Annotated in this window: 19 protein-coding genes; 10 read left to right on the forward strand and 9 right to left on the reverse strand. The window is 69.7% G+C overall.

Going from position 1 to position 26466, the window contains the following annotated elements; genetic code table 11:
* The first annotated feature begins 23 nt into the window (after positions 1–23).
* From ACQEVY_RS30115 to ACQEVY_RS30130, 4 genes are all read left to right on the forward strand, one after another.
* The gene (locus tag ACQEVY_RS30115) at positions 24–620 is read left to right on the forward strand and encodes an SACE_7040 family transcriptional regulator (RefSeq protein WP_432952506.1); all 597 of its coding nucleotides are present in this window, start codon (positions 24–26) and stop codon (positions 618–620) included.
* 88 nt (positions 621–708) lie between these two features.
* Positions 709–3552, forward strand: coding sequence for a toll/interleukin-1 receptor domain-containing protein (locus tag ACQEVY_RS30120; RefSeq protein ID WP_432952507.1), 2844 nt, complete (start codon positions 709–711; stop codon positions 3550–3552).
* Between the two features lie 143 nt (positions 3553–3695).
* Positions 3696–4853, forward strand: coding sequence for an acyl-CoA dehydrogenase family protein (locus ACQEVY_RS30125; protein WP_432952508.1), 1158 nt, complete (start codon positions 3696–3698; stop codon positions 4851–4853).
* Between the two features lie 35 nt (positions 4854–4888).
* On the forward strand, positions 4889–5806 hold the full coding sequence (locus ACQEVY_RS30130) for an acyl-CoA thioesterase (protein WP_432952509.1): 918 nt from the start codon (positions 4889–4891) through the stop codon (positions 5804–5806).
* Positions 5807–6142: 336 nt separating this feature from the next.
* Here the strand turns inward: ACQEVY_RS30130 and ACQEVY_RS30135 are convergent, their stop codons facing one another.
* The 4 genes from ACQEVY_RS30135 to ACQEVY_RS30150 form a co-directional block, all read right to left on the reverse strand.
* Positions 6143–6931, reverse strand: coding sequence for a phosphatase (locus ACQEVY_RS30135; RefSeq protein WP_432952510.1), 789 nt, complete (start codon positions 6929–6931; stop codon positions 6143–6145).
* 103 nt (positions 6932–7034) lie between these two features.
* Positions 7035–8750 carry a thiamine pyrophosphate-binding protein gene (locus ACQEVY_RS30140; RefSeq protein ID WP_432952511.1) on the reverse strand — a complete coding sequence of 572 codons (1716 nt, stop codon included), beginning with the start codon at positions 8748–8750 and terminating at the stop codon, positions 7035–7037.
* Entirely contained in the window at positions 8747–9727 is a 981-nt protein-coding gene (gene speB / locus ACQEVY_RS30145; protein WP_432952512.1) for an agmatinase, read from the reverse strand. Before speB ends, ACQEVY_RS30140 begins: the two co-directional genes overlap by 4 nt.
* A gap of 54 nt (positions 9728–9781) precedes the next feature.
* Positions 9782–11242 carry a sodium:solute symporter gene (locus ACQEVY_RS30150; RefSeq protein WP_432952513.1) on the reverse strand — a complete coding sequence of 487 codons (1461 nt, stop codon included), beginning with the start codon at positions 11240–11242 and terminating at the stop codon, positions 9782–9784.
* 122 nt (positions 11243–11364) lie between these two features.
* Here ACQEVY_RS30150 and ACQEVY_RS30155 point away from each other — a divergent pair, with 122 nt between their 5' ends.
* On the forward strand, positions 11365–12849 hold the full coding sequence (locus ACQEVY_RS30155) for a PucR family transcriptional regulator (protein WP_432952514.1): 1485 nt from the start codon (positions 11365–11367) through the stop codon (positions 12847–12849).
* A gap of 60 nt (positions 12850–12909) precedes the next feature.
* Here the strand turns inward: ACQEVY_RS30155 and ACQEVY_RS30160 are convergent, their stop codons facing one another.
* The 5 genes from ACQEVY_RS30160 to ACQEVY_RS30180 all read right to left on the reverse strand — a co-directional run bounded on the left by ACQEVY_RS30160 (position 12910) and on the right by ACQEVY_RS30180 (position 18547).
* Entirely contained in the window at positions 12910–14409 is a 1500-nt protein-coding gene (locus ACQEVY_RS30160) for an FG-GAP repeat domain-containing protein (protein ID WP_432952515.1), read from the reverse strand.
* 220 nt (positions 14410–14629) lie between these two features.
* Positions 14630–15463, reverse strand: coding sequence for an endonuclease I family protein (locus ACQEVY_RS30165; RefSeq protein ID WP_432952516.1), 834 nt, complete (start codon positions 15461–15463; stop codon positions 14630–14632).
* Between the two features lie 216 nt (positions 15464–15679).
* Complete coding sequence (locus tag ACQEVY_RS30170) at positions 15680–16600, reverse strand: LysR family transcriptional regulator (protein WP_432955473.1); 921 nt, start codon at positions 16598–16600, stop codon at positions 15680–15682.
* A gap of 495 nt (positions 16601–17095) precedes the next feature.
* Entirely contained in the window at positions 17096–17635 is a 540-nt protein-coding gene (locus ACQEVY_RS30175; protein ID WP_432952517.1) for a hypothetical protein, read from the reverse strand.
* 141 nt (positions 17636–17776) lie between these two features.
* Positions 17777–18547: an MBL fold metallo-hydrolase gene (locus ACQEVY_RS30180; RefSeq protein WP_432952518.1), complete on the reverse strand. Its 771-nt coding sequence runs from the start codon at positions 18545–18547 to the stop codon at positions 17777–17779.
* A 259-nt stretch (positions 18548–18806) separates the two neighbouring features.
* Here ACQEVY_RS30180 and ACQEVY_RS30185 point away from each other — a divergent pair, with 259 nt between their 5' ends.
* From ACQEVY_RS30185 to ACQEVY_RS30205, 5 genes are all read left to right on the forward strand, one after another.
* On the forward strand, positions 18807–19328 hold the full coding sequence (locus tag ACQEVY_RS30185; RefSeq protein ID WP_432952519.1) for an AAA family ATPase: 522 nt from the start codon (positions 18807–18809) through the stop codon (positions 19326–19328).
* Between the two features lie 100 nt (positions 19329–19428).
* A complete protein-coding gene (locus tag ACQEVY_RS30190; RefSeq protein WP_432952520.1) occupies positions 19429–20466 on the forward strand; it encodes an esterase-like activity of phytase family protein in 1038 nt (345 codons plus the stop codon).
* 173 nt (positions 20467–20639) lie between these two features.
* Complete coding sequence (locus tag ACQEVY_RS30195; protein WP_432952521.1) at positions 20640–24365, forward strand: ABC transporter ATP-binding protein; 3726 nt, start codon at positions 20640–20642, stop codon at positions 24363–24365.
* A 97-nt stretch (positions 24366–24462) separates the two neighbouring features.
* Positions 24463–24855, forward strand: a complete 393-nt coding sequence (locus ACQEVY_RS30200) for a hypothetical protein (protein WP_432952522.1) — start codon at positions 24463–24465, stop codon at positions 24853–24855.
* 108 nt (positions 24856–24963) lie between these two features.
* A complete protein-coding gene (locus ACQEVY_RS30205) occupies positions 24964–26418 on the forward strand; it encodes a S28 family serine protease (protein WP_432952523.1) in 1455 nt (484 codons plus the stop codon).
* The last annotated feature ends 48 nt before the right edge of the window (positions 26419–26466 follow it).

Genomic DNA, 26466 nt, shown 5'->3' on the forward strand with positions numbered 1-26466 from the left:
CCTCCCTGTCTAGAATTACTTCCATGGCCCCCAGAACCGACGCCCCCACCCGCCGCGAACAGATCCTCAAGGAGGCCGCGCGGCTCTTCGCCGAGCGTGGATTCCACGGCGTCGGTGTCGACGAGATAGGCGCCGCTGTGGGCATCAGCGGACCCGGTCTCTACCGGCACTTCGCCGGCAAGGACGCGATGCTCGCCGAGCTCCTGGTCGGCATCAGCGGCCAGCTTCTGACGGGCGCGAAGCGGCGGCTGGCGGAGGCCGATGGGGTGCCCGCCGAGGCGGTGCTCGACTCGCTCATCGAGGGCCACATCGACTTCGCCCTCGACGACCGGCCTCTCATCACCCTGCACGACCGCGAGCTGGACCGCCTCCGCGACAGCGACCGCAAGCTGGTACGGCAGCTGCAGCGGCAGTACGTCGAGCTGTGGGTGGGGGTGGTGCGCGAGGTGTACCCGGACCTCACTGAGCCGACGGCCCGCTCGGCGGTGCACTCGGTGTTCGGGCTGCTGAACTCCACGCCGCATCTGGGGCGGCCGGGGTCGCTGCCGGGGCGCGGGGTTACGGCGGTGCTGCTGCACCGGATGGCTCGGGGGGCGTTCGCGGCGGCCGGCACACAGTGAGGAGTTGACCGAATCCGCCTTCCTGGTGAACTCCCTGTGTCACCCTGCGAGTTGCAGTGATCGACAGCGGGATCCTCGGGGGACGGTCTTGGAACGTGACGCCTTCATCTCCTACAGCCACAAGGAGGACGTACCCCTCGCCCGAGCGCTGGAGGACGGACTCAAGGAGATCCTCCGGACACCGTGGCTACGCCGTTCGAGGGTGAAAGTCTTCCGGGACACCAGCAGCCTCAGTGCCAACCATGATCTCGATGGCTCCATCAAAGCCGCGCTGGCCGAGTGCCGGTACTTCATCTATCTGGCATCCCCCGAAGCCGCGAGGTCGCGGTGGGTCCGGGAAGAGATCACGTACTGGCGACAGAACCACGGCATGGAGCAGTTCCTGATCGCGCTCAGTGACGGCAGCCTTGGCTGGGACCCGGCCGCGGGTGACTTCGACTGGGCCGATGAGACCATCGCCCTGCCCCCCGAGTTACGGGGTGCCTTCACCGCCGAACCCCTCTGGGTGGACCTCAGGAAGTTCCGCGCCGGCGAAGAACGCTCCATGAAGCCCGGCGCCCCGTTTCGCGACCGGGTGGCTGCGCTCGCCGCGCCTCTGTACGGCATGCCGAAGGACGCCTTGGACAGCACCGATCTGCGCGTCCAGCGCAAGGCGGTCCGTATCCTCCGGTTCTTCGTGGCCGGTCTGCTCGTCCTGTCGCTGCTCGCCGCGGGAGCCGGTCTCATTGCCTGGCAGCAGCGCGGCGAGGCCCTCTCGCGGGCCCGCACCTCCGCGTCGCAGGCCCTGGCGGCCCGCGCGCTCGACACCGTCGCCAAGGACCCCCGCAAAGCCGCACAATTCGCGCTCTACGCCCAGGCAGTCGAACCCACTGGGGAATCGGCACAGGCGCTGGCCCAGGCCGTCGCGGCCAACGCCAGTGTGACCCGGCACCTGCAGGCCGGTAGCGACGAAGTGGCCGACTACCACGGCGTCGGAAACGCCAACGCGACCAACGTGGCGATCAGCCGTGACGGCAGCGTGCTGGCGTACTACTCGGACTTCGATCCGGATGGCAAGGAGCTCGAGGACGGTCAGCGCATCCACCTATACGACATCGTGGCGGGCAAGGCGCTGCCGCATATCGACGAGGGATCCTGGCCGCAGAACGGCGGCGGCATGGAGTTCAGCTCGGATGGGCGGACCCTGGCGGTCGAGCGGCCGTATAACAGGATCGACATCTGGGACGTGGCCCGCCAGAAGCTGCTCCGGACGATCACCGCGAGTGAGGGCGAGGCTTTGGCCGAGGCGTTCAAGCGCCTCCAGGCGTTCGCCTTTTCCGGGGACGGGCGGCGCCTTGCCGCCACGTTCTTCACACCGGACGAGCCCGAGTTCGGATTCCGCGTCGCCGTCTGGGACGTGGGGACCGGCCGCTTGCTGACTGAGGAAAACGTCGCTCCCCGTAGTCTCACCCTCGGTTTCGACGACGAGAACCGGCTCGTGGCGCTCGATCACGCGGTCGGCCGGATCCGTGCCCTGGATCCCGACTCCACGTCTTGGAGCGCCTGGCGGACCCTCCCTGGCTTCCCGCGCCAGGAAGTGGCTCAGGTGACCTTCTCAGCCGACGGCTCCAAGGCCTACGTCGGTGAGCGCGATGAGGTCTGGGATCTGGTGAAGGGCCGGCGCATGGGCGACGCGGAGAGCCGGGGCCTGGGAGTGATGAGCGTGCCCGGTGCGGGGAACGGGAACGTGTACGCCGCCGAGGACCGAAAGGTGGGTGTGTACGACTCCGCGCTGCGCCGACGGCGTGTCCTCGGCTCCTTCACCTGGCCCGTGAGCAGCGTTGCCGCTTCCGGTGACGGCCGATGGGTGGTCGCAGGCTCGGAGGACGGGGCCGTCTCTCTCTTTTCGACCACCGGCTTTCAGGCGGGCGTACCCCTTCCGAACGAGCCGGGGGTCAAGCCCGCCGATCTGGCGCCGGACGATCGCACTGCCTTCCGTGCCGATGAATCGGGCACCGATGTGTGGTCTGTCACGGGCAAGGGCGTCCGGAAGTCCGGTCGCATTCCGTTGCGTCTGGTCAGGAAGCCGTCGCGGCAGGAGGTCCTGATCGCCTCGCTCGACGGCACCCGTGCCGTCGTGGCTCAAGCAGGTGAGCTGTCGCTCTGGGACCCACGGGATGGCAGCAGGGTGGGGCGGCCGGCGGTCGGCGACGAGGAATTCATGCCGGTGGCCTTCCTGCCCGACAACGTCCATGTGGTGGGCACAACGAGGAACGCGGTGCAGGTCCTGGACACCCGGTCCTGGAAGGTGTTGCAGTCGGTGCCTTTCGATGGGGAGCCTTTCGACACGGCGTCTGTGAGTGCCGACCGGACCACGGTGGCTCTGGTGCGGGACGACAAACTCACGGTGTGGAGGTGGACCGACGGTGACGAACTGAGGCAGGTGCGCGAGGTGTCCATCGAGTCCGTGTGGACCATGTTGGGGCAGGGGGTCGCGGTCAGTGCCGACGGGGAGCGGGTCGCGCTCGTCAACGACGACAGGATCATCTCGGTGCTGGATGTGGCCAGCGGCAGGTTCGTGCGGAGCACCTCGGCGGCTCCTGAGGGAACAGTGCCCGTCTTCGGCGCCGACAACAGTTTGCTGGTCCAGGCAGGCGCCTCGGACGATGCGCCGGTACTGCAGTTCTGGGACGCCGCCACCACGGAGTCCCGTGGCTCCTGGACACTCGTGGGCGAGGGAACCGGCCAAGACGTCGTGACCACGCGTCTGCTTCCCGGTGGTGACGGCGCGGTGATCTCCCTTACTGCGGACGGCAGTCTGGTGCGCCGGACGGTCGATGTCGCGCAGTGGCAGCAGGTCTTGTGCGACCTTCAGCCTCAGGAACTGCCTCAGGAGGAGTACGACCGGTACCTGGGTGGACTGGATGTGGCGGCACCCTGCCCGCGTGACTGAACCTCGGGGGCGAGCGTGACGAGCGTTACGGAGTGGACCCCCTGGACGGCTCTTCGTACTCGCCGGTACGGTTGGTGAGCAAGCGCTTAGACAAGTCACGCAGCGCTTGGGACCGAGCAGCGCGAGTCAAGGAGTCGTACACGATGCGCCGTACCGTCTTCAACGAGGATCACGAGGCGTTCCGGGAGACCCTGCGGGCCTTTATCGAGGCCGAGGTCGTGCCCGTGTACGACGAGTGGTTCGCCGCGGGCCAGGCGCCGCGCGACTTCTACTACAAGCTCGCCGAGCTGGGCGTCTTCGGGATCCGCGTCCCCGAGGAGTTCGGCGGCGCGGGCATCGACTCGTACAAGTTCGAGGCCATCATGTACGAGGAGACCGCCCGCGCGGGTGTCTCCTTCGGCGGCTCCGGGGTGCATGTGCTGCTCGGGCTGCCGTACATCAAGATGCTCGCCACCGACGAGCAGAAGAAGCGGTTCCTGCCCAAGTTCGTCTCCGGTGAGGAGATGTGGGCCCTCGCGATGACCGAGCCGGGTACCGGCTCCGACCTCGCGGGCATGAAGACGACCGCCAAGCTTTCCGACGACGGCACGCACTATGTGCTCAACGGCGCCAAGACCTTCATCACCGGCGGCGTCCACGCCGACCGCGTCATCGTCTGCGCCCGCACCTCCGCCCCGCGCGAGGACGACCGCCGCTTCGGCATCTCCCTGTTCGCCGTCGACACCAAGTCCGAGGGCTACTCCGTCGGCCGCAAGCTGGACAAGCTCGGCCTGAAGACCTCCGACACCGCCGAGCTGGCGTTCGTCGACGTGAAGGTGCCGGTCGAGGACCTGCTCGGCGAGGAGAACAAGGGCTTCGCCTACCTCGGCACCAACCTCGCCTCCGAGCGCTGGGGCATCGCCTACGGCGCGTACGCGCAGGCCGCTGCGGCGGTCCGGTTCGCCAAGGAGTACGTCCAGGACCGTACGGTCTTCGGCAAGACCGTCGCCTCGTTCCAGAACACCAAGTTCGAGCTGGCCGCCTGCCAGGCCGAGGTCGACGCCGCGCAGGCCGTCGCCGACCGCTCCCTGGAGGCCCTGGACGCGGGCGAGTTGTCCCCGGCCGAGGCCGCGAGCGCCAAGCTGTTCTGCACCGAGGTCGCGCACCGCGTCATCGACCGCTGCCTCCAGCTGCACGGCGGCTACGGGTTCATGAACGAGTACCCGATAGCCCGCCTGTACGCCGACAACCGCGTCAACCGGATCTACGGCGGCACCAGCGAGGTCATGAAGATGATTATCGCGAAGGACATGGGTCTGTAGGCCGTCAGAAATCAGTCCACGGCACAACGGACATCATGAGCCAGGAAAGCGACGTAAACCGGCCGCGCGAGGCGAGTCAGCCGCGCGAGGCGCTCGACTCCCTGCTCGATCTGCTCGACCTGGAGCGGATCGAGCAGGACATCTTCCGCGGGCGGTCCCATCGCTCCGTCGTCCCGCGCGTCTTCGGCGGGCAGGTCGCGGCGCAGGCGCTGGTCGCGGCCGGGCGTACGGTGCCCGAGGACCGGCTCGCCCACTCCCTGCACTCGTACTTCCTGCGCCCCGGAGATCCGGGCGCGCCCATCGTCTACACCGTGGACCGGATCCGCGACGGCCGTTCCTTCACGACGCGTCGGGTCGTCGCGGTCCAGCACGGGCAGCCGATCTTTCACCTCTCGGCGTCGTTCCAGACGTACGAGGAGGGCCTCGAGCACCAGGCGCCCATGCCGGACTCGCCCGACCCCGAGACGCTGCCGACCGCGGAGGAGACCCTTCCCGCGTACGCGGACGCCTTCTGGGAACCGGGCGTTCTGGAGCGGCTGTTGGAGGCTCGTGCCGCGGTCGACCTCCGGTATGTGGACGCACCGCCGTTCGCCAGCGTCGGGGAGGAGCGTGAGCCGCGCTCCCAGGTGTGGTTCCGCACCAACGGCAAGCTGGTGGACGATCCCCTGCTGCACGTCTGCCTCGCCACGTATGTCTCCGACATGACGCTCCTCGACTCCGTGCTCCTCGCCCACGGGCGGGGTGGCTGGGCCGTCGGGGACGTGGTCGGGGCCTCGCTGGACCACGCGATGTGGTTCCACCGCCCGTTCCGGGCGGACGAGTGGCTCCTGTACGACCAGGAGTCGCCGTCGGCGTCGGGCGGGCGGGGGCTTGGGCAGGCACGGATCTACACGCGGGAGGGCCAGTTGGCGATCACGGTGATCCAGGAGGGGGTTGTGCGGGTGCCGCGGTGACGGTTCCCGGCTTTTCTCGCCCCCGTCGCCCTTACCCGTCCCATACCAAGGGGCTCCGCCCCTGGACCCCGCTGGGGCTGCGCCCCAGACCCCCGTTATCGGCCTGGCGGCCTCGTCCTCAAACGCCGGACGGGCTGAAAAATCAGCCCCTTGGGGGCACCTCTGGGGGCACCCCCAGCGGTAGCTGGGGGAGGTAGCTGGGGGAGTTTGAGGAGCGGGGGTTCGGGGGCTGGCCCCCGAAACGGGGTCCGGGGCTGGCCCCGGGATGATGGGGGTCCCCCCGCTCGAGCGAAGCCGAGAGTGGGGGAGGGTAAGGGCGGCGGGGGGCGAATACCCCTACGCCAAGTCCGCCGCGTCCAGCAGATACGCCGTCATCGGGTCGTAGTGCCGTGGACTGGTCACGTGGTCGTCCAGCGGAATCGCCACCTGGAGCGTGCCCTCGGATTCCGCGAGGAACAGCGCGGGGTCGTTGCAGTCGGCGTACCCCATCGAGTCGATGCCCTGCTGGGCGGCGAAACCGGCCCAGCCGTGGTCGGCGACGACCAGGTCGGGGAGCGGCCGGCCTTCGCGCTCGAGCCCCTTCAGGATGGCGCGCATCGGCTCGCCGGAGTGGGTGTGCCAGAGGGTGGCCCCGTGCTCCAGAACCGCCACGTCCGCGAACTGCATCACGTACCCCTCATCCGTCTGCAGCCCATCCGGGATCACCACGATCTCGCACCCGGCGGCCCGCAATCCGGCGGCGGTCGCGCGGTGCACGTCCAGAAGCCCGCCCGGATGCCCCGTCGCGAACAGCACCCGCTGCTGCCCGGCGGCAGCCTTCCGCAGCCGTGACGCCATCCGGTCCAGGGCGTCGATCGTCAGCTCCGGATCGATGGTGTCCTGCCCGTGGCGATACTCCGGGTCGTCGTTCACCCCGCACCGCTCCGCCATCACCGCGAGCACGTCCTGCTCGTCGGTCCAGCGGTCACCGAGCTCAAGGCCGAGCCAGAAGTTGCGGTCGCCGTTCGACAGCTTGCGGTAGTGGGAAAGGTTGTTCTCGCGGGGGGTGGCGACATCGCCCGCGATACGCGTCCGTACGAGGTGCTCGACGAGTTCGGCGCGGCTGGGAGTCCCGGTTATCGGCATGGTCCCTATTCTGCCGGTGCGCTCCGCGCGGCGAACTGGTGTTCCGCAGCCTGGGACGGGGGGCCACGTGGCGTTCGTCACCCGCGGCCGTCCGCCGCAGGCGTCAGCCCAGGTGCGTAGGCGCGAACATCCGTAGCACCGCCGGGAGGACGATCACCACGGGGCCGGGTGTGGAGAGGGCCTTGGACAGGTCGGCTTCCAGGGTTTCCGGAGTCGTACGGGCCCCTGGTACCCCGAATGACTCCGCCAGGGCCACATAGTCCGGGCGGGACAGCTCCGTGGCCGACTCCGTCACCGTGGCTGTGGCCGTCTCCGTCGTCTCGCCGAAGGTGTCCGTCATGTACTCGCGGAGGATGCCGTAGCCGCCGTCGTCGATGATCAGCCAGGTGACGTTGAAGTCGTGCTGCTTCGCGGTGGCGAGTTCGGCGATGGAGTACAGGGCGCCGCCGTCGCCGGAGATCGCGAGGACCGGGTGGGTGGGGTCGGCTGCCGCGGCGCCCAGGGCGGCGGGGAAGGCGTAGCCGAGGCCGCCCGCGCCCTGAGCCGAGTGCATGGTGTTGGGGTGGCGGGGGTCGAAGGCCGACCAGGCCCAGTACGCCAGGATCGTCATGTCCCAGAAGGAAGGGGAGCGTCGGGGGAGGGCTCGGCGGATCGACGCCAACAGGCCCTGTTCCAGGGTGAGTTGCTGGGCGTCGATGCGTGCGTGGACGCGTTCCAGGAGCGTACGTACCCGCTCGGGAGCCGTCTCGTCCGTGCGCTCGTCCACCGTCTCCAGCAGGGCGGAGAGCGCGAGCCTCGCGTCGGCGTGGATGCCGAGCGCCGGGTAGTTGGACTCCAGCTTGCCCAGGTCCGCCTCGATCTGGATCAGGCGGCCGCGGGGCTTGAAGGTTCGGTAGTTCGACGACATCTCGCCGAGGCCCGAGCCGACGACGAGGAGTACGTCCGCGTCCTCCAGGAAGTCCGTGGTGTGCCGGTCCTCCATCCAGGACTGGAGGGAGAGCGGGTGGTTCCAGGGGAACGCGGCCTTGCCGCCGAACGTGGTGACCACGGGGGCCTGGATCCGCTCCGCCAGCGCGCGCAGCTTGCCCGACGCGTCCGCCCGTACGACCCCGCCTCCCGCGATGATCGCCGGGCGGGCCGCGCCCGACAGCAAGTGGGCCGCCAGCGCGGTGAGTTCGGGGCGCGGGACCAGTTCCTCGGGCGTCGCGTCGGGCGCCGTCACCTCCGGCAGCAGCGTCTCGGCCAGCAGTACGTCCTGGGGGATCTCCACCCACACCGGCCCATGCGGAGCCGTCAGCGCCGACTGCCAGGCCGCCGCGATCGCCGACGGGATCTGTGACTGCGTACGGACCGTATGGACCGACTTCACCACGCCCCTGAACGACGCCTGCTGGTCCGGGAGTTCGTGCAGGTAGCCGTGACGACCGCCGCCCAGGCCCGCCGTCGGGATCTGGCTGCTGATCGCCAGCACCGGCGCGCTCGCCGCGGCCGCCTCCTGGAGCGCGGCCAGGGACATCAGCGCGCCCGGGCCCGTCGAGAGCAGCAGCGGGGCCGCCTCGCCGGTGATACGGCCGTACGCGTCTGCCGCGAAGCCCGCGTTGTTCTCGACGCGCATGCCGATGTAGCGGAGGGAGGAGCGGCGCAATGCGTCGAACAGGCCAAGCGCGTGCTGGCCGGGGAGACCGAAGACCGTGGTCGCGCCGAGGCCGGAGAGGGTTTCCACGACCAGGTCGCCGCCGATGCGGCCGGGGGGAGGGGCGAGGGCGGCCTCCGTCTGGGCGGGTGTGGGACGGAGTACCAGGTCGTGGTCGTGCGTCACTTCGCCGTCTTCTCCTGGTTCGCCTGCGCGATCTGGCGGGACATGATCGTCGTCAGCTCGTACGCCGTGTGGGACGCGGCGACCGACGTGATCTCGGCGTGATCGTACGCGGGCGCGACCTCCACGACGTCCGCCGAGACGAGGTGGCAGGACGCCAACCCCCGGAGGATCTCCAGGAGTTCGCGCGAGGTGAGGCCACCCGCCTCCGGCGTACCCGTGCCGGGTGCGTGCGCGGGGTCCAGTACGTCGATGTCGATGGAGATGTAGAGCGGACGGTCTCCGATGCGCTGCCGCAGCTGGTCCGCCACGTCGTCGACGCCGCGCCGCATCACGTCCGCCGACGTCACGATGCCGAAGCCCATCTTCTCGTCGTCGTCCAGGTCCTTCCTGCCGTACAGCGGACCGCGGATGCCCACGTGCGACAGCGCCGAGGTGTCGAGGATGCCCTCCTCGACCGCCCGCCGGAACGGTGTCCCATGCGTGTACTCCGCGCCGAAGTACGTCTCCCAGGTGTCGAGGTGCGCGTCGAAGTGCAGCAGAGCCACCGGGCCGTGCTTCTTCGCGACCGAACGCAGGAGGGGGAGCGCGATGGTGTGGTCGCCGCCGAGGGTCATCAACCGGGCGCCCGTGCCAAGGAGTTCGTCCGCAGCCCCTTCGATGGTCTCCACGGCCTCATTGATGTCGAACGGGTTCGCGGCGATGTCCCCGGCGTCCGCGACCTGCGCCAGCGCGAACGGCGACGCGTCCTGCGCGGGGTTGTACGGGCGCAGGAGACGGCTGGCCTCCCTGATGGCGTTCCCGCCGAAACGGGCACCCGGACGGTACGAGACGCCCGCGTCGAAGGGGACGCCCACCACCGCGACGTCGGCGCGGCCGACCTCGTCGAGGCGGGGCAGCCGGGCGAAGGTGGCCGGTCCCGCGTACCGGGGGATACGGGAGGAGTCGACGGGCCCGCGGGGCGTCTCGGTGCCGCTCATGGTGGTTATGCCTTCTTTCTTACGCTTCATCGCGTTTGTACTGCATGGCCGACTCTACTGGGGAGCCGGGACCGCTTCGGACACGGGTTCGGGTGCCCGACCCGCCAGCCGCTCGCGCCAGGCGCCAAGCACGGCGGCGTCGGTCGCGGGTGTGGCCAGCGACACGATCAGGTACGTGGCCAGCGAGGCCAGCAGCCCGTAGTAGATGGGCTCGTTGGCGAGGATTCCGTATGTCGCCATCAGCGCGATGACCGCGAGCCCGCCGACCGCGACGGAGGCCAGAGCGCCCTGGGCGGTGCCGCGCCTCCACAGCAGGCCGCCGAGGATGGGGATGAGGAGGCCGCCTACGAGGAGGTTGTACGCGACGGTCAGGGCCTCGACGACGTTGTTGAGCGCGATGGAGGTACAGATCACGGCGACGCCCATGATGAGGATGAAGGCCCTGTTGCCCCTGACCTCGTCGTGCTGCCCTTCGGACGGCCGGACGGCCCCTCGCAGCCGCGACCAGATGTCGTTGTTCGCGACGGTCGCGCAGGCGATGAGAGCGCCCGAGGACGTCGACATCACGGCGGCCAGCGCTGCGGCGAGCACCAACCCCCGTACACCCATGGGGAGTTCGTCCTTGACGATGGTCGCGAAGGCGTCGTCCGCACTGCCCAGCTTCGGGTAGAGGACCTTGGCCGCCGTACCGATGACCGCGCCGGCGAGCGCGTACGCCAGGCAGTAGGTGCCCGCGATCGTGCCGCCCCACTTGGCGGTCCGGTCGCTGCGCGCGGTGAACACGCGCTGCCAGATGTCCTGCCCGATCAGCATGCCGAACGTGTAGATGAGGACGTACGTGAAGATCGTCTCGCCGCCGATGCCCAGCGGATCGAAGTACGACGTCGGCAACTCGTCCCTCATCGCGCCGAAGCCGCCCGCCTTGACGACCGCGATGGGGAGCAGCAGGAGCAGTACGCCGATCGTCTTGACCACGAACTGCACCATGTCCGTCAGCGTGATGGACCACATGCCGCCGAGCGTCGAGTACGCGACCACGATCGAGCCGCCGAGGACGATCGCGACCGTGCGGTTCATGTCGAAGAGGACGTCGAAGATCGTGGCGTACGCGATGGTGGACGTGACCGCGAGCATCAGCGTGTACGCCCACATGACGACGCCGGAGACGACCCCGGCCCTGCCGCCGTAGCGCAGATCGAGCATCTCGGAGACGGTGTAGACCTTGAGCCGGGCGATGCGGGCGGAGAAGAAGACCGACAGGGCCAGGAGCCCGAGGCCGATGGTGAAGACCATCCAGGCGCCGGAGAGGCCGTACTGGTAGCCGAGGCCGACGCCGCCGATGGTGGATGCGCCGCCGAGGACGATCGCGGCCATGGTGCCGGAGTACATGGTGGGGCCCAGGCGGCGGCCCGCCACCAGGAACTCGCTCTTCGACTTGGCGCGGCGCATGCCCCACCAGCCCATGGCCAGCATGCCTGCCAGATAGACGACGATCACTGCGTAGTCGACGGCCACAGGGCCCTCCTTCACTCGGTGTCGCCTGCGGGTGACGAGCACCGACACTAGGTGGCCGGAAAGCGACTGCGAAGTGTACGTTTCATCCATTCGAGCCGCCTCGAGTGGAGGGAACGTCCACCATGTCGGACTCCGCCGTCCCTCCCACCCCACCGGTCCCACTTGCGGCACTCCTGGCCCGCGAGGACCTCGCCCTCCGCCAGATCGCCGGGCCGACCGATCCGGACATCGTCATCCACTGGGCGCACACCTCGGAGATGGCCGACCCGTACCCGTACCTGCTGGGCGGCGAGCTGCTGCTGACGGCGGGCGTGCACATCCCCGAGGCGGCAGGTTCAGGCACCTACTTCGACGACTACGTCTCCCGGATCGTCGCGGCGCGCGGCGCGGCCCTCGGCTTCGGGGTGGCGCCGGTGCACGACACGGTGCCGCGGGCGCTGGTCGCGGCCTGCGAGGCGTACGAGCTGCCGCTGGTCGAGGTCCCTCCGCAGACCACCTTCTCGGGCGTGGCCCGGGCGGTCTGGCAGCTCATGGCCCAGGCTCGGCACGCGGAGCTGCGCCGGGTGACCGAGGCCCAGCAGAGCCTGGCCGCGGCGGCCTCCCGGCAGGACCCGGTGCCGTCGGTCCTGCGGCAACTGGCTCAGCGCGTGGGCGGCCGGGCGGTGCTGTACGGGACCGACGGGGCGGAAGTCGCCTTTGCAGGGCGGGAGTTGGGGCCGGGAGTGAGTGGTGCGCTGGCCGAGCTGGCGGCGATCGTGCGGCCGGTCGAGGGCTCCGGTGCCACGCCCACGCCCGCCCCTTCCTCCGCCACCGACACCGTGGACGGCACCCACCTCGCCGCGTACGCCCTCGGTGCGGAGCAGAGGTTCGTGCTCGGAGTGGCGGCCTCCCGGCGTGAACCCGGTGACCACACCATCGCCTCCGTCGCCGCCGTACTCCTGTCCCTCCTCACCGGCGAGCACCAGAGCGGCACCGGCGCGGCTCGCTCCTCGGCTCTCGTACGACTGCTGTTGGGCGCCGCGCCCGAGGACGTGGCGCCTCTTCTGGGCGGGAAGCGGTGGGTCGTGGTGCACGCGTGTCCAGACGGCCCCGCCGCTCCGGACGCCGTCGGCGCGTCCGCGCTGGGGGCGGCGCTCGGCTCGGCGCTCGTGGACATGGACGGAGACGTCGTACGCGTCCTCGTGCCCGCTGACCGTGAGCCGGCGCCGCAGCCCGGCTGGGCGTGCGGGGCCAGTTCGGCCGTCGGCCCGCAGGAATGGGCGACCGGCGATACGCAGGCTGCCCGTGCGCTCGCTCGCGCGCGGGCCACCCGTACACCCCTGGTTCGCCACAGCGAACGCCTCGGCCTGGCTGGTCTGATCCCGCCGGCCGAGGCCGAGGCACACGCCCGTACGCTCCTCGACCCGATCGCCACGAACCCGGCCCTCCCCGAGACCCTCCGCACCTGGCTTTCCCTGCACGGCAGTTGGGACCGCACGGCGGTCGCCCTGTCCGTGCACCGGAACACGGTGCGGCAGCGGGTCGCGCGGTGTGCGGCCCTGCTGGGCATGGACGTCGACGATCCGGACGTACGGATGGAGCTGTGGTTCGCGCTCAGACACAAGTGACCCAGGAGCGGCGCGGACGCCGGTCCTGGGTCACTCGTGGGCCTCGTGCTTCTCAGCCGCTCAGCGCAGGTCCGAGCCGAACAGTGCGTTCGTGGTCGGTGCCGACAGCGTGCCGGGACCGAAGGCGAACGCCGACGTGGTGGTGAGGCCGCTCGTGTTGCCGCGCAGCACCCAGACCGCTCCGGCGGCGGCGTTCTCCGCCGTCGAGGCGACGGCGAGATCGCGGTGGCCGTTGCCGTCCACGTCCACAAGCGCCGTGGCCGCGCCGAACGCGTCGTTCGCCTCGGCTACTCCGGGCACACCCTCGGTGTTCTGGTTGAAGACCTGGGTGCCTGTGCCCGTGACGCCGGAGGCGCTGCCCGGGACCAGGGCGAACGAACCGGCGTCGGTGAGGCCGCCGAAGTCCTCGCCGGCGATGCCGAGCGCGATGTCCGCGAAACCGTCGCCCGTGACGTCGGCGACCGAGACCGCGGAGCCGACGCGGTCACCCTCTTCCTGGGCGCCGTAAAAGCCGGGCAGGCTCTGGTCGAAGGACTTGGTGTCGGCCAGTCCGGAGGCCGAGCCGTAGGCGACACGGACCTGTTCGGACCAGTCGTCGGCGCCGACCACCACATCGTCGAAGCCGTCGCCGTTCACGTCACCCACGCCGGTGCCCGGCTGGTCGCCGCTCGCGGTCTCTCCGTGGGACCACCCGATGGTGAAGCCCGAACTGCCGCCGCCGTACAGCAGCCGGTTGCCCCAGGTGCCGTCGCCGGCGTAGACCCACTGGACGATGTCGTCCTTGCCGTCACCGTTGACGTCGCCGACCTGTCCGGAGACGACGGGGCCGGTGATCGAGTCGGGGCCGTTCTCGCAGCCGCCGTTGGTGACGCAGGAGGCGTCGTCCGCGTTCCAGCCCCACCACTCCGACTTGTCGAGGATGTTCAGGGTGGCGGCGGGCGTTCCGGCGCGGGAGATCGGGCCCTTCCACACAGCGGCCGGGGCACCCTCGGGTTCGTCGCCGCCGACGGGCCGCTTGGAGAACAGGGCCAGGTCCGTAGTGCCGTCCCCGTCGAAGTCGCCGGCCTGCGGGGTGGCCCCGTACCCGGCGATGTTCGTGCCGCCGGTCAGGCCGGAGGGGGAGCCCCACAGGATGACGGAGCCCGCGGTCCCGCCCGCGATCACGAGGTCGCCGTAGCCGTCGCCGTCCAGGTCGCCCTTGGCGAACGTGGATCCGAAGCGCTGGTCGGCGGTGGCCGAGCCGGGGACTCCGCTGGTGGAGCGGCTGATGAGCTTCTTGTTGGCGGCGGAGAGGCCGCTGGGCGAGCCGTAGGTCACGGCTACGTAGCCGGCCTTGGCCTTGCCGGACACCGTGGCGCCCGGGGCGCCGGTGACCAGGTCGGCGTGGCCGTCTCCGTTTAAGTCGTCTTGTACGTCCACGTCCGCCGCTGCGGCGGCGGGCGCGGCGTGGGCGGAGGCCCCGGTGAGGGTCAGGGTGCCGATCCCTCCGGCGAGCAGCGCCGCGGCGGCCACGGGAGCGGCCAGCCGGGCGGTGGGGGTCCTGCGTCGTGCTCGGGACATGCATGAGCCTTTCGAGTCGGTCCGTTCAGCGCGTTGGACGCGCATTCATGGACTGGGACCCGGATGGCGCTTCACCGGTTGTGTGGCCGGACGACATTTTTTGTTCACCCACGGACCTTGGCTGGAACTGAACTCCCCGCTGAACACGGGGAGTTCACGCCTCTGTGCAGTGGGCTACCGGAGTGCGTGTGGGTGCGCCACCGGTTCACGTGCGGGTGCGCTACCAGATCGCCTCCACCCACTCCGGGTGGTCGATGAACGGGTTGCGGTTGTGCTGGTACGTGTCGTAGATGATCTCGTTGCGGTTCTCCTCGAAGGCGCTCGGCGGGTCCTCGTCGTTCCACTGCTTCAGGACCGAGAGGCGGCCGTGGTACGGGGAACTGCCGTTGGACACCGAGTCGTTGGGCTCCAGATCCGCCCAGCTGTCGTCGCCCTCGTAACGGACGGCCATGTAGAGGATCATGCGGGCCACGTCGCCCTTGACGGAGTCGCGGGGCTCGAAGGAGTTCGAGTCGGTGAAGTTGCCGGACGCCCCGCTGACCGCGCTGCCGCCGTTGTCGAAGTCCTTGTTGCCGCGGATGCTGTTGATCCGTACGTCCTCGGGGCGCAGGTGGTGCAGGTCGGTGCCGGGGCCGGCCGAGGTGCCGAAGTCGCCGTGGGACTGGGCCCAGACGTGCTCGCGGTTCCAGTCGCCGGTGTCGCCGCCGTTGAGGGACTTGCTGCGGGAGGTGCCGCTGTAGAGCAGGATCACGTTGTTGCTGTTGTTCGGGTCCTGGTCCGTGGCCTTGAGGGCGTTCCAGACCGCGGAGTACGAGATCCTGGTCTGGTCGCTGATGATCGTGTGCAGCGAGTCCTTGAGCGCCGGGCCCGTCTTGCCGATCGCGTCCTGGTAGTACGTGTCGTCGTACGCGTCGGTGGTGGCCACGGCGGGGCTCGCGGCGGCGGTCGGCAGGGTGAGGCCGACGAGTACAGCGGCGGCGGTCATCGCGAGCGGCTTCCAGCCGCGTATTCGACTGCCGGTCGCCCGGCTGGTGCCTGTCTGCGTAACGGACATGGGGGGTGCCCTTTCCCGGGGACTGCACGCGTGGAACGCGGTGTCCGGCTCAAGGTGCCTCTGCTCTACGCGTGTTGACCACTTGGTCAATCGCGAGAGTGGCACGGGGGAGGGGTCCGCCGTGTAACCGGGAAGGGGCGGTTGTGTGACGTTCCCGTAGAGCCGCGGGGTGCGCGGGCTTTGCGCGGGTTTTCCCCAACTGGCTGAGGGTTTGCTCTAGTTGACGGCCGTCGGGTCCTGGCGGTACGGGGATGCCGCACAGCTGCGGGTGACGATGTCGGCGAAGGCGCGGGCGAGGGGCGGGAGCGCGTCCCAGCGGCGTACGGCCCAGCCGACCGACAGCGGCGGCAGCGCCGGAATGGGGACGAGCCGCAGTGGTCCGTCCTCGGGCGTCGGCAGACCCGGTACGGCGGGTACGACGGCGTGCCCCAGGCCGAGTTCGGCGAGCAGCAGAGCCGTATCCCAGTCGGCGACACTCGTGTCCGAGCCGACCCGGATGCCCAACTCGGCGAAGGCCGCGTCCAGATGGGCGCCCGAGGTGGAGTTCGGCGGAAGCCGGACGAGGCGGATGTCCGACAGGTCGGGGGCGTCGATGCGCGACCGGGTCGCGAGCGGGTCGTCGGCCTGGATGGCGAGCACCCAGGGCAGGTCGAGTACGGGGCGCTGCTCGATGCCGCGCACCGGGTCGCCGATTGTGATCCAGGCCAGATCGAGGTTGCTGGCCAGGAGGGCGTCGAAGCAGCTGCGGCTGGAGGTCTCGGTCTGGAACTCCAGGTTCGCCCTGGGGTAACGCCTGCGGAACGCGACGATCGCCTCGGCCATGAAGTGCCGTACGGTCGTGCCGCCGGTGGTGATCCGGACCGAACCGCTGTCACCGTTCACCAGCTCGCCGAGGCGGCGCAGCGCGAGATCGAGCCCCGCGATGCCGTCGGCGGCGGCATCGCACAGGATGCGCCCGGCCGCCGTGGGTACGACTCCGCGCGGCTGACGCTCCAGCAGGCTCAGTCCGGTCTCCCGCTCCAGCCGCTTCACGTGCTGGCTGACAGCCGACTGAGTACAGGTCAGCTCCCGGGCCACAGCACTGAGGCTTCCCGCCCGGCATACGGCCACGAACACACGCAGGTCGTCCAACGTCACGGGCACCCAAGCTACACCTTGGGGTATGTGAGAAAACCCCAGGATTGACTGGGGTACTCGACCCCCGCGAAGATCGTCCCAGGGCCCAGGCGGCAACCCGTCCGGCGCCTTCGCCAGGATCCGGACCAGGCGATGGCGTCGTACGGGTGCCGACCTCGCCCCCGCCGCCCTTACCCCGTCCCATACCAAGGGGCTCCGCCCCTGGACCCCGCTGGGGCTGTGCCCCGGACCCCCTCGGGGCTGTGCCCCGGATCCCCTCGGGGCTGTGCCCCGGACCCCACTGGGGCTGCGCCCCGGACCCCCACGGGGCTGCGCCCCGGACCCCCACGGGGCTGCGCCCCGGACCCCCACGGGGCTGCGCCCCGGACCCCCACCGGGCTCCGCCCCGGACCCCGTTCGGGGGCTGGCCCCCGGACCCCCGGTCCTCAAACTCCCCCAGCTACCGCTGGGGGCGCCCCCAGACCGGCTGATTGCCCGACCTGCGGGCGATCCGCACTACTTCGCGGGGAACAGCCGTAGCTTCGCGGTGTCGCCCGCGATGGCGAGGACCTCGATTGACAACTCGTTGACGGTGGAGGGGCCGCCCTGGTCGGGGTGCTGTCCGAGCAGGTTGGAGGCGAATCCTGTCGCGTCGACCGATCTCAGGTCCACGCCCTCGGCACTGACGGCGGTCACCGCGAACGGACCCGCCCGAAGGCTCTCGGCACGCGGGAGCTCGGTCCCCTTCTTCACGACGACCGTGCAGCTTCCGTCCGCACACGCCTGCAACTCGGCCGGTGACGACGGCTTCATCGGCTTCACCGGGGTCGGCGACGGTGAAGCGGAGGGCTTCGTGGGCGTGGGCGAGGCGGTCGACGGTTCAGTCGAAGGCGACGATTCGGCTGACGCGGGCGCCCCCTTGTCGTCACCCGAGTCGGAGCCGCAGCCGGTCAGCGCGGCGGAGAGGACCAGGAGGGCGCAGACGGTTCCCGCCGCACCGCGCGCTGCGGACAGCCTGGCCGTACGGCGACGGGCCGATGTTTCCGATGTGGTCATGGACCCGTTCTATAGGCGGGTGCCCGGGAGGGGTCCCCGCGCCCGCCACCACGGTGTCGGCCCACTGACGGCTCACCGGCGTCGAGCCGCAGCGCGGTTCGAAGGCGGGCCGTCTTGTCGAACGGCCCAGGCGGTTGCGGGCTAGCCGACCGAGAAGGTGGTGCCGGGGGCGGCATAGTCAACGGGGCCGTCGAAGCGGGCCGAGGCGCGTGCCACCGCCTGTTGCGGGGTGAGGAATCGGCCGACGTGGGTGACGATCAACCGGCGTGCTCGGGCTGCGTCGGCCGTGTCGCCGGCGTCTTCGGGCGTGTGGTGCACCTGTTCGCCCTCGGTCGGCGCCTGGGCGCTCTCGGCTTCGCACAGCAACACGTCGCATCCTTCGGCCAGTTCCGTGAGGTTCGCGCACGGTGCAGTGTCGCCGGAGTAGACCAGCGAGCGGCCCTCGGCCTCGATGCGCACGGCGAAGGCCGGCATGCCGTGCGCCACTGCCCGGCTGGTCATCGTGAGCGAGCCGACGCGCGCCTGATGCCCGTCAACCAGCTCATGGACGGCGAAGGCGCGCTCGACCGGGCTGCGCGTCGAGCCGTTGGTGAGGAAGTGAGCCAACCGGTCAGCGATTCCGGGCGGTCCGTACAGGGGGATGGGCGCGGCAAGCTGGATATCCGCGTAGAGCGCCGCGTAGTAGGCGGTGAGCAGGTCCGCGCTGTGATCGGCATGCAGGTGCGAGATCCAAATCGCGTCCACCTCATCGAGCCCGGCATGCCGCTGCAGCTCCGCCAGCGTCCCGCTGCCCGCGTCCACCCAGACTCGAGTACCGCCGCCGGACACGAGGTACCCGGAGCACGGGTTGTCCACGCTCGCATAGGGCGTCGCAGACCCCAGAACGGTGAGACGCAGAAGGTCGCTGGTCATCCGGGGAGTGTATGTCCCCCGGTGGGCTCCGCCGAGGGGGTCTTCCAACTCCCTTTCCGGGAACGCCCGTACAACCCCCAGCCACTCCGGTGAGTCGAGAGACCAGTGCGCCGAGGTGCGCTCGTACGTACTCAAGAGGACGGAAAGACTCGATGACTCACCGGATATCCCGGCCTGCCCGCGGGCTCTGCGAGGGCCTCGACGCCGGGATCCCAGCGCCGCCCACCGTGACTGCGACGCCGGCGGTGGCGGTGGCGTCGTGATCATCTGGCTGAACGGTGCCTTCGGGGTCGGCAAGACCACGACCGCGAGGGAACTCACCACCATCCTCCCGGACTCCAGACTCTTCGACGCCGAGCAGGTCGGGTACATGCTCTGGCACGTCCTTGGAAAGCCGCGGGAGTTCCAGGACCTTCCGCCGTGGCGTGGGCTGGTGGTGGAGACCGCGCGTCAGGTGCTCGACTATGTGGGCGGCACGCTGGTCGTCACGCAGACCGTGCTGGAGAAGCCGTACTGGCGCGAGATCCGTACGGGGCTGACCCAAGCGGGCATTCCCTTACGGCACTTCGTCCTCCACACCGACCACAACACGCTGGTCGAGCGCATCCAGAACGACACCGACCCGGAGGGCGCCGACGCCCGCGGATGGCGGCTGGACCATCTCGAGGACTATGACCAGGCACTCCTCTGGCTACGCGAGGAAGCAGAGCTGATCGACACCACCCGTATCCCGGCACCCATCGTCGCGAAACTCGTCATGGCAATGGCCCTCGAGGGATGAGCGTGATCGCCTCCGCCGGAAGGCCGTCTCCCGGAAACTCCGGCCCGGAATTAACGGCCCGTACGCTCTCCCTCCACCACCCCCGCCCTACGGTGATCCCATGCGCTTGAGATCCGTACTCGCGACCCTTACCGCCGGCCTGACCGCGGCCACCTGCCTCACCGCCGCCGGACCCGCCGCAGCCGCAGCCGCCGTCGGAGCCCCGCCGCGGAACGCCTGCTCCCCCTCCGTATCCATCGACGGCTTCTCCGACGCCCTCGACAAGACGACGTACGAGGGCACCTTCGTCGGTAACTTCTCCGCGCTCGCCGTCGACCGGGACGGCAAGCTCGCCGCCCTCTCGGACCGGTCGTCCCTCTTCACCCTGGACCCGAAGACGCTCGCGCCCCGCTCCGTCGTCGCGCTCGCCGACGAGAACAAGGCCGCGCTCGACTCCGAGGGCCTGGTCATCGACCGGGACGGTACGCGGCTTGTGTCGTCCGAGGGGGAGCCGGCGGTTCGGCGGTACGGGCCGGACGGGGCGCTCCTGGGACGGCTCCCCGTGCCGGACGACCTGCGCGTCGCCCCCGCCGGACGAGCCGCCACCAACCAGACCTTCGAGGCCCTGACCTTCCGCAACGGCGGCCGCACCCTGCTGGCCGGCATGGAGGGCTCCCTCTCCGGTGACACGGCGGGCATCGTCCGCTTCCAGACCTGGAACCGGCACGGCTCGAAGGACTTCCGCCTCGCGGCCCAGTACGGCTACCGCGCGGACACCGGCCTCGGCGTCGTCGAGACCACCGCGACCCCGGACGGCCGTCTCCTCGTCCTGGAACGCGGCTTCACCTCGGGTGTCGGCAACACGGTCCGCCTCTACGCCGCCGACCTCCGCCGCGCCACGGACACCGGCGGCATCGAGAACCTGACCGGCCAAGACGGCGTACGCCTGATCAAGAAAACCCTCCTCGCCGATCTCGTGAACTGCCCCACCCTCGGCGCCACCGCCAAGCAGCCCCAGCCCAACCCCCTCCTCGACAACATCGAGGCCATGACGATCACCGGCCACCGCCACGGCCGCCTCAAGGTCCTCCTGGCCAGCGACGACAACCAGAACGACGCGCAGATCACCCGCTTCTACTCCCTGCGCGTACGCCTCTGACCATTTCGCCTCCGATTCGCGTCTGATCCGCATCTGATTTGCCTCCGAGTGTTGCGGAGGGATGAAATCCGGTTCCGATCGCGTTGGTGCCTTCCGGCGGACAAGGATCTAGGGATCTAGGGATCTAGGGATCTCAAGATCCAGATCCAACGGACCTACGGGAGGCACCGGCGTTGGCAGCGCAACAGGGGGAGTCGAGCGGCTGGGCACGGCGGCTCGCCGGATACGCATGGCGGTATCCGAAGGACGTCGTGCTCGCGCTCGGCTCCTCGCTCGCCGGTATGGCGGTCATGGCGCTGGTCCCGCTCGTCACCAAGGTGATCATCGATGACGTCATCGGGGACAAGACCCGGGACATGGCCCCGTGGGCGGGCGCCCTCATCGGCGCAGCCCTCCTCGTCTACGTCTTCACCTACATCCGGCGCTACTACGGCGGCCGACTCGCCCTCGACGTCCAGCACGACCTGCGCACCGACATGTACAAGGCGATCACCCGCCTCGACGGGCGGCGCCAGGACGAGCTGTCGACCGGGCAGGTCGTCGGCAGGGCGACCAGTGACCTCCAGCTGATCCAGAGCCTGCTGTTCATGCTCCCGATGACCATCGGGAACGTACTGCTCTTCCTGATCTCCCTCGGGATCATGGCCTCGCTGTCCCTGCCGCTCACCGGCGTCGCGCTGGCCGTCGCCCCTGCCCTGTGGTTCATCGCCAAGCACAGCAGCAGCCGGCTGCACCCCGCCACCTGGTACGCGCAGGGTCAGGCCGCCGCCGTCGCGGGAGTCGTCGACGGCGCCGTCAGCGGCGTACGCGTGGTGAAGGGGTTCGGGCAGGAGGACCAGGAGACCGGGAAGCTGCGGGAGGTCGGGCGGCGGCTCTTCGCGGGGCGGCTGCGGACCATCAAGCTCAACGCCCGCTACACCCCGGCACTGCAGGCCGTGCCCGCACTCGGTCAGGTCGCGATGCTCGCGCTGGGCGGCTGGCTCGCCGTACGAGGGCACATCACGCTCGGTACGTTCGTCGCCTTCTCGACGTACCTCGCCCAGCTCGTCGGACCCGTGCGCATGCTCGCCATGGTGCTCACCGTCGGGCAGCAGGCCCGCGCCGGTGCCGAGCGCGTGCTTGAGCTGATCGACACCAAGCCGTCCATCGAGGACGGCACGAAGCCGCTGCCGGCCGACGCGCCCGCGACCGTCGAGTTCGACGATGTGAGCTTCGGGTACGCCGACTCCTCTCAACCCGTTCTCGACGGCCTCAGCTTCGAGATCCGCCCGGGCGAAACCCTCGCCGTCGTCGGCTCCTCAGGCTCCGGCAAGTCCACCGTCTCCCTGCTCCTCCCGCGCTTCTACGACGTCACGCGCGGCGCCGTCCTCGTCGGCGGCCACGATGTGCGCGAGCTGACCCTCGAATCACTGCGCGCCGCGATCGGGCTCGTCCCCGAGGACTCCTTCCTCTTCTCGGACACCGTGCGCGCCAATATCGCGTACGGCCGCCCCGACGCCACCCAGGAGGAGATCGTCACCGCGGCGCGTGCCGCGCAGGCGGACCGGTTCATCGCCGAACTGCCGGACGGGTACGACACCAAGGTCGGCGAACAGGGCCTGACCCTCTCCGGCGGGCAGCGCCAGCGCGTCGCCCTCGCCCGCGCGATCCTCACCGACCCACGCCTGCTGGTCCTCGACGACGCGACCTCGGCCGTGGACGCCCGCGTGGAGCACGAGATCCATGAGGCGCTGAAGCATGTGATGGAGGGTCGTACGACCCTGCTCATCGCCCACCGCCGTTCCACGCTCAACCTCGCCGACCGCATCGCCGTCCTCGACGGCGGACGGCTCGCCGACATCGGTACGCACGACGAACTCCAGCAGCGCTCGCCCCTGTACCGGCGGCTGCTCACCGACCCGGACGAGCTGGGCGGCGTCTCGCCCGGGCACACCCAGCCCGCCTGCCCGGTCGAGGACACGTCCGTACGGGACGAACTGGACGCCGAGTTCGACGCCGAGCGCGGCATCACTCCCAAGCTGTGGACCGGCGACCGTGAGCCCCGGGACGCCGCCATGGACGGGATGCCCGCGACACCCGAACTCCTCGCCCAGGTCGAGGCCTTGCCCCCGGCGAACGACAAGCCCGACATCGACGAGGCGCGGGCGGTCACCCCGGAAGAGTCGTACGGGCTCCGCAGACTGCTCCGAGGCTTCGGGCTCCCCCTTCTCGTCAGCCTCGGCCTCGTCGCCGTCGACGCGGGCATGGGCCTGCTGCTGCCGGTCATGATCCGGAACGGAATCGACGACGGTGTCAGCAAGGTTGCCGAGGGCGCCGTGTGGACGGCGTCCCTGCTGGCCCTGCTCACCGTGATCGTCCAGTGGGCGGCGCAGACCGGTGAGATCCGCATGACCGGACGTACGGGGGAGAGGGTCCTGTACGCGCTCCGGCTGAAGATCTTCGCGCAGCTCCAGCGGCTCGGACTCGACTACTACGAGCGGGAGTTGACGGGCCGGATCATGACCCGGATGACGACCGACGTGGACGCCCTGTCGACGTTCCTGCAGACGGGACTCGTCACCGCTTTCGTCTCCGTCGTCACCTTCTTCGGCATCATGGTCGCGCTGTTCGTGATCGACATTCAGCTGGCGCTGGTCGTCTTCGCGACGCTGCCGCCGCTGATCATCGGCACCGTCTTCTTCCGCCGGTCGAGTGTGAAGGCGTACGAACTCGCCCGTGAGCGCGTGTCCGTGGTGAACGCCGACCTTCAGGAGTCGGTGGCCGGGCTGCGGATCGTGCAGGCGTTCCGGCGTGAGCGCGGCGGCCGGGAGCGGTTCACGGCGGGCAGCGACAGCTATCGCAAGGCGCGTATCCGGGGTCAGTGGCTGATCTCGGTCTACTTCCCCTTCGTGCAGTTCCTGTCGTCGGTCGCGGCGGCCGCGGTGATCATCGTGGGCGCTGGGCGGATCGACGCGGGGACGCTCACCACCGGTGCGCTGGTCGCGTATCTGCTCTACATCGACCTGTTCTTCGCGCCCGTGCAGCAGCTCTCGCAGGTCTTCGACGGCTACCAGCAGGCGAGCGTCTCGCTGGGCCGCGTCCAGGAACTCCTCCAGGAGCCGACCTCCACCAAGGCCGCCGACAAGGCGCTCGACGTCCCGTCACTGCGGGGCGAGATCGCCTTCGAGAACGTCGACTTCGCGTACAAGGACGACGAAGAGGCCCTGAGCGGCGTGCAGTTGCACATCCCCGCCGGACAGACGGTTGCCTTCGTCGGGGAGACCGGCGCGGGCAAGTCGACGCTGGTCAAACTGGTCGCCCGGTTCTACGACCCGACGAGCGGACGGGTCACCGTCGACGGCACGGACCTGCGCGCGCTGGACCTCACCTCGTACCGGCACCGTCTCGGCGTCGTCCCCCAGGAGGCGTACCTCTTCCAGGGCACGGTCCGGGATGCCATCGCGTACGGCCGCCCCGACGCCACCGACGCCGAGGTGGAGGCCGCCGCCCGCGCGGTCGGCGCGCACGACATGATCGCCACGCTCGACGGCGGCTACCTCCACGAGGTCGCCGAACGCGGCCGCAACCTCTCCGCCGGGCAACGCCAGTTGATCGCCCTCGCCCGCGCCGAACTCGTCGACCCCGACATCCTCCTCCTCGACGAGGCCACCGCCGCCCTCGACCTGGCCACTGAAGCCCAGGTCAACCAGGCCACCGACCGCATCGCAGGCCGCCGCACCACACTCGTGGTCGCCCACCGCCTGACCACGGCGGCCCGCGCGGACCGCGTCGTGGTCATGGACCACGGCCGGGTCGCGGAGGACGGCACCCACGAGGAACTGCTCGAACGCGGCGGACGGTACGCCGAGTTGTGGCAGATGTTCCTGGGGGAGCCCGTAACGGCCCCGCTGCCGCAGTGAAGTAGCGTTTCTCCCGGCTTTCTCCCCCAACGCAACCAGACGGCCTACGCCTTGCGTCCGTAGACGGAGTACGCCGATTGCTGCGGGAGGAACAACAGTGGACAAGAGCGCGATACGCCGCCATATGGCGCTCGCTGTGGCTGTACTGACCGCTGCCGGACTTCTGTCGCTCGCGGGCCCCGGCACGGCCACCGCGGAGGCGGCATCCCCCTGCTCCGGCCGCAAGGTCCGCACGCTGCCCTTCTCCACCGGATCCCTCCAGATCTACAAGAAGGACGGCTACGTCTGCGCGCTGACCCTCCGTAAGAGGGAGGGCGCCCGCACCTACATGTCCGTAAGCGTCCGGGCCTGGCGCGCCCGACCGGCCGTGAACAAGGGCTTGTTCCGGCACCATGCGGGCCCGGTGACGGCACATGTGGGTCACCGCCGCGTACTGGTGAAGGGAACGGTGGGTTCGGCGTCGGTGAGCTCGGGCTGGATCCGCCTGTAAACCGCGCCCCGGCTCAGAACTGTCCGTAATGCACCCAACATCCCCTGGTCTCAACGGAGTTGCTCAGATAAGTTCCGGCGGACATCTGTGTTCTCCAGGGGAGTGTGCATGCGCAAGACGCTCAGATGGCTGCTGTCGCTCGTGGTGCTTATAGGCACCCTGAGCACGGCCGGCGCGGCCACCGCCGCGCAGCCGGAGGCCACCGGCACCCGCGCCAGTGCCATAACGGACGACAACGCGGATATAAAGGACCGCCTCCTCGCGATACCGGGCATGAGCCTGATCGAGGAGAAGCCCTACACCGGCTACCGCTACTTCGTCCTCAACTACACCCAGCCGATCGACCACCGGCACCCGTCCAAGGGCACGTTCAAGCAGCGCATCACGGTGCTGCACAAGGACACGGCCCGCCCGACGGTGTTCTTCACCAGCGGCTACAACGTCTCGACGACACCGCGCCGCAGCGAGCCGACCCAGATCGTGGACGGCAACCAGATCTCGATGGAGTACCGCTTCTTCACTCCGTCCCGCCCCGACCCGGCCGACTGGTCCAAGCTCGACATCTGGCAGGCCGCCAGCGACCAGCACCGTATCTTCAAGGCGCTGAAGAAGGTCTACGACAAGAAGTGGCTCTCCACGGGCGGTTCGAAGGGCGGCATGACCGCCACGTACTACGAGCGCTTCTACCCGCGTGACATGGACGGCGTCGTCGCGTACGTCGCCCCCAACGACGTGGTGAACAAGGAGGATTCGGCGTACGACCGCTTCTTCGCGGGCGTCGGCACCAAGGAGTGCCGCGACAAGCTGAACGCCGTGCAGCGCGAAGCGCTCGTACGCCGCGAGAAGTTGGAGAAGCGCTACGAGGAGTACGCCGCCGCGGAGGGTCTGACCTTCAAGACCATCGGCAGCATGGACAAGGCGTACGAGGCCGTCGTACTCGACTATGTGTGGGGCTTCTGGCAGTACAGCCTGCTCGGCGACTGCGACGCGATCCCGGCCGACGCCGCGAAGGCCACCGACGACGAGCTGTGGAGCACGATCGACACGATCGTCGGCTTCTCCGCCTACGCCGACCAGGGCCTGGAGCAGTACACGCCGTACTACTACCAGGCGGGTACGCAACTCGGGGCGCCGGACATCGAGTTCCCGCACATCGAGCCGGGGCTGATCCGCTACGGCTACCAGCCGCCGCGGAACTTCGTGCCGCGCGACATCTCCATGAAGTTCCAGCCGTGGGCGATGCGCGACGTCGACACCTGGGTCAAGCACAACGCCAAGCAGATGCTGTTCGTGTACGGCGAGAACGACCCGTGGGGCTCCGAGCCGTTCCACCTGGGCAAGGGCGCCCGTGACTCGTACATCTTCACGGCCCCCGGCGCGAACCACGGCGCCAACGTCGCAGGACTCGTCGCCGACGAGAAGGCCCTCGCCACGGCCCGCATCCTGAAGTGGGCGGGCGTCGCCTCCGCCACGGTCCAGGACGACCCGGCGAAGGCGAAGCCGCTGGCCAAGTACGACAGGAAGCTGGACAAGCACAGCGCGGAGCGCCAGCTGCGGCCGTAAAGCCGTAACTGCTCTTACTGCCGTAACTTCCTTGCTGCGCCCGTCCGT

This window comes from Streptomyces sp. CA-288835 (genome assembly GCF_050936385.1).
Lineage (GTDB): Bacteria > Actinomycetota > Actinomycetes > Streptomycetales > Streptomycetaceae > Streptomyces.

Coding starts and splice junctions, on each gene's coding strand:
- ACQEVY_RS30115 (WP_432952506.1), top strand. CDS start 24: ATGGCCCCCAGAACCGACGCCCCCACCCGCCGCGAACAGATCCTCAAG.
- ACQEVY_RS30125 (WP_432952508.1), top strand. CDS start 3,696: ATGCGCCGTACCGTCTTCAACGAGGATCACGAGGCGTTCCGGGAGACC.
- ACQEVY_RS30130 (WP_432952509.1), top strand. CDS start 4,889: ATGAGCCAGGAAAGCGACGTAAACCGGCCGCGCGAGGCGAGTCAGCCG.
- ACQEVY_RS30135 (WP_432952510.1), bottom strand. CDS start 6,931: ATGCCGATAACCGGGACTCCCAGCCGCGCCGAACTCGTCGAGCACCTC.
- speB (WP_432952512.1), bottom strand. CDS start 9,727: ATGAGCGGCACCGAGACGCCCCGCGGGCCCGTCGACTCCTCCCGTATC.
- ACQEVY_RS30155 (WP_432952514.1), top strand. CDS start 11,365: ATGTCGGACTCCGCCGTCCCTCCCACCCCACCGGTCCCACTTGCGGCA.
- ACQEVY_RS30160 (WP_432952515.1), bottom strand. CDS start 14,409: ATGTCCCGAGCACGACGCAGGACCCCCACCGCCCGGCTGGCCGCTCCC.
- ACQEVY_RS30165 (WP_432952516.1), bottom strand. CDS start 15,463: ATGTCCGTTACGCAGACAGGCACCAGCCGGGCGACCGGCAGTCGAATA.
- ACQEVY_RS30175 (WP_432952517.1), bottom strand. CDS start 17,635: ATGACCACATCGGAAACATCGGCCCGTCGCCGTACGGCCAGGCTGTCC.
- ACQEVY_RS30180 (WP_432952518.1), bottom strand. CDS start 18,547: ATGACCAGCGACCTTCTGCGTCTCACCGTTCTGGGGTCTGCGACGCCC.
- ACQEVY_RS30190 (WP_432952520.1), top strand. CDS start 19,429: ATGCGCTTGAGATCCGTACTCGCGACCCTTACCGCCGGCCTGACCGCG.
- ACQEVY_RS30205 (WP_432952523.1), top strand. CDS start 24,964: ATGCGCAAGACGCTCAGATGGCTGCTGTCGCTCGTGGTGCTTATAGGC.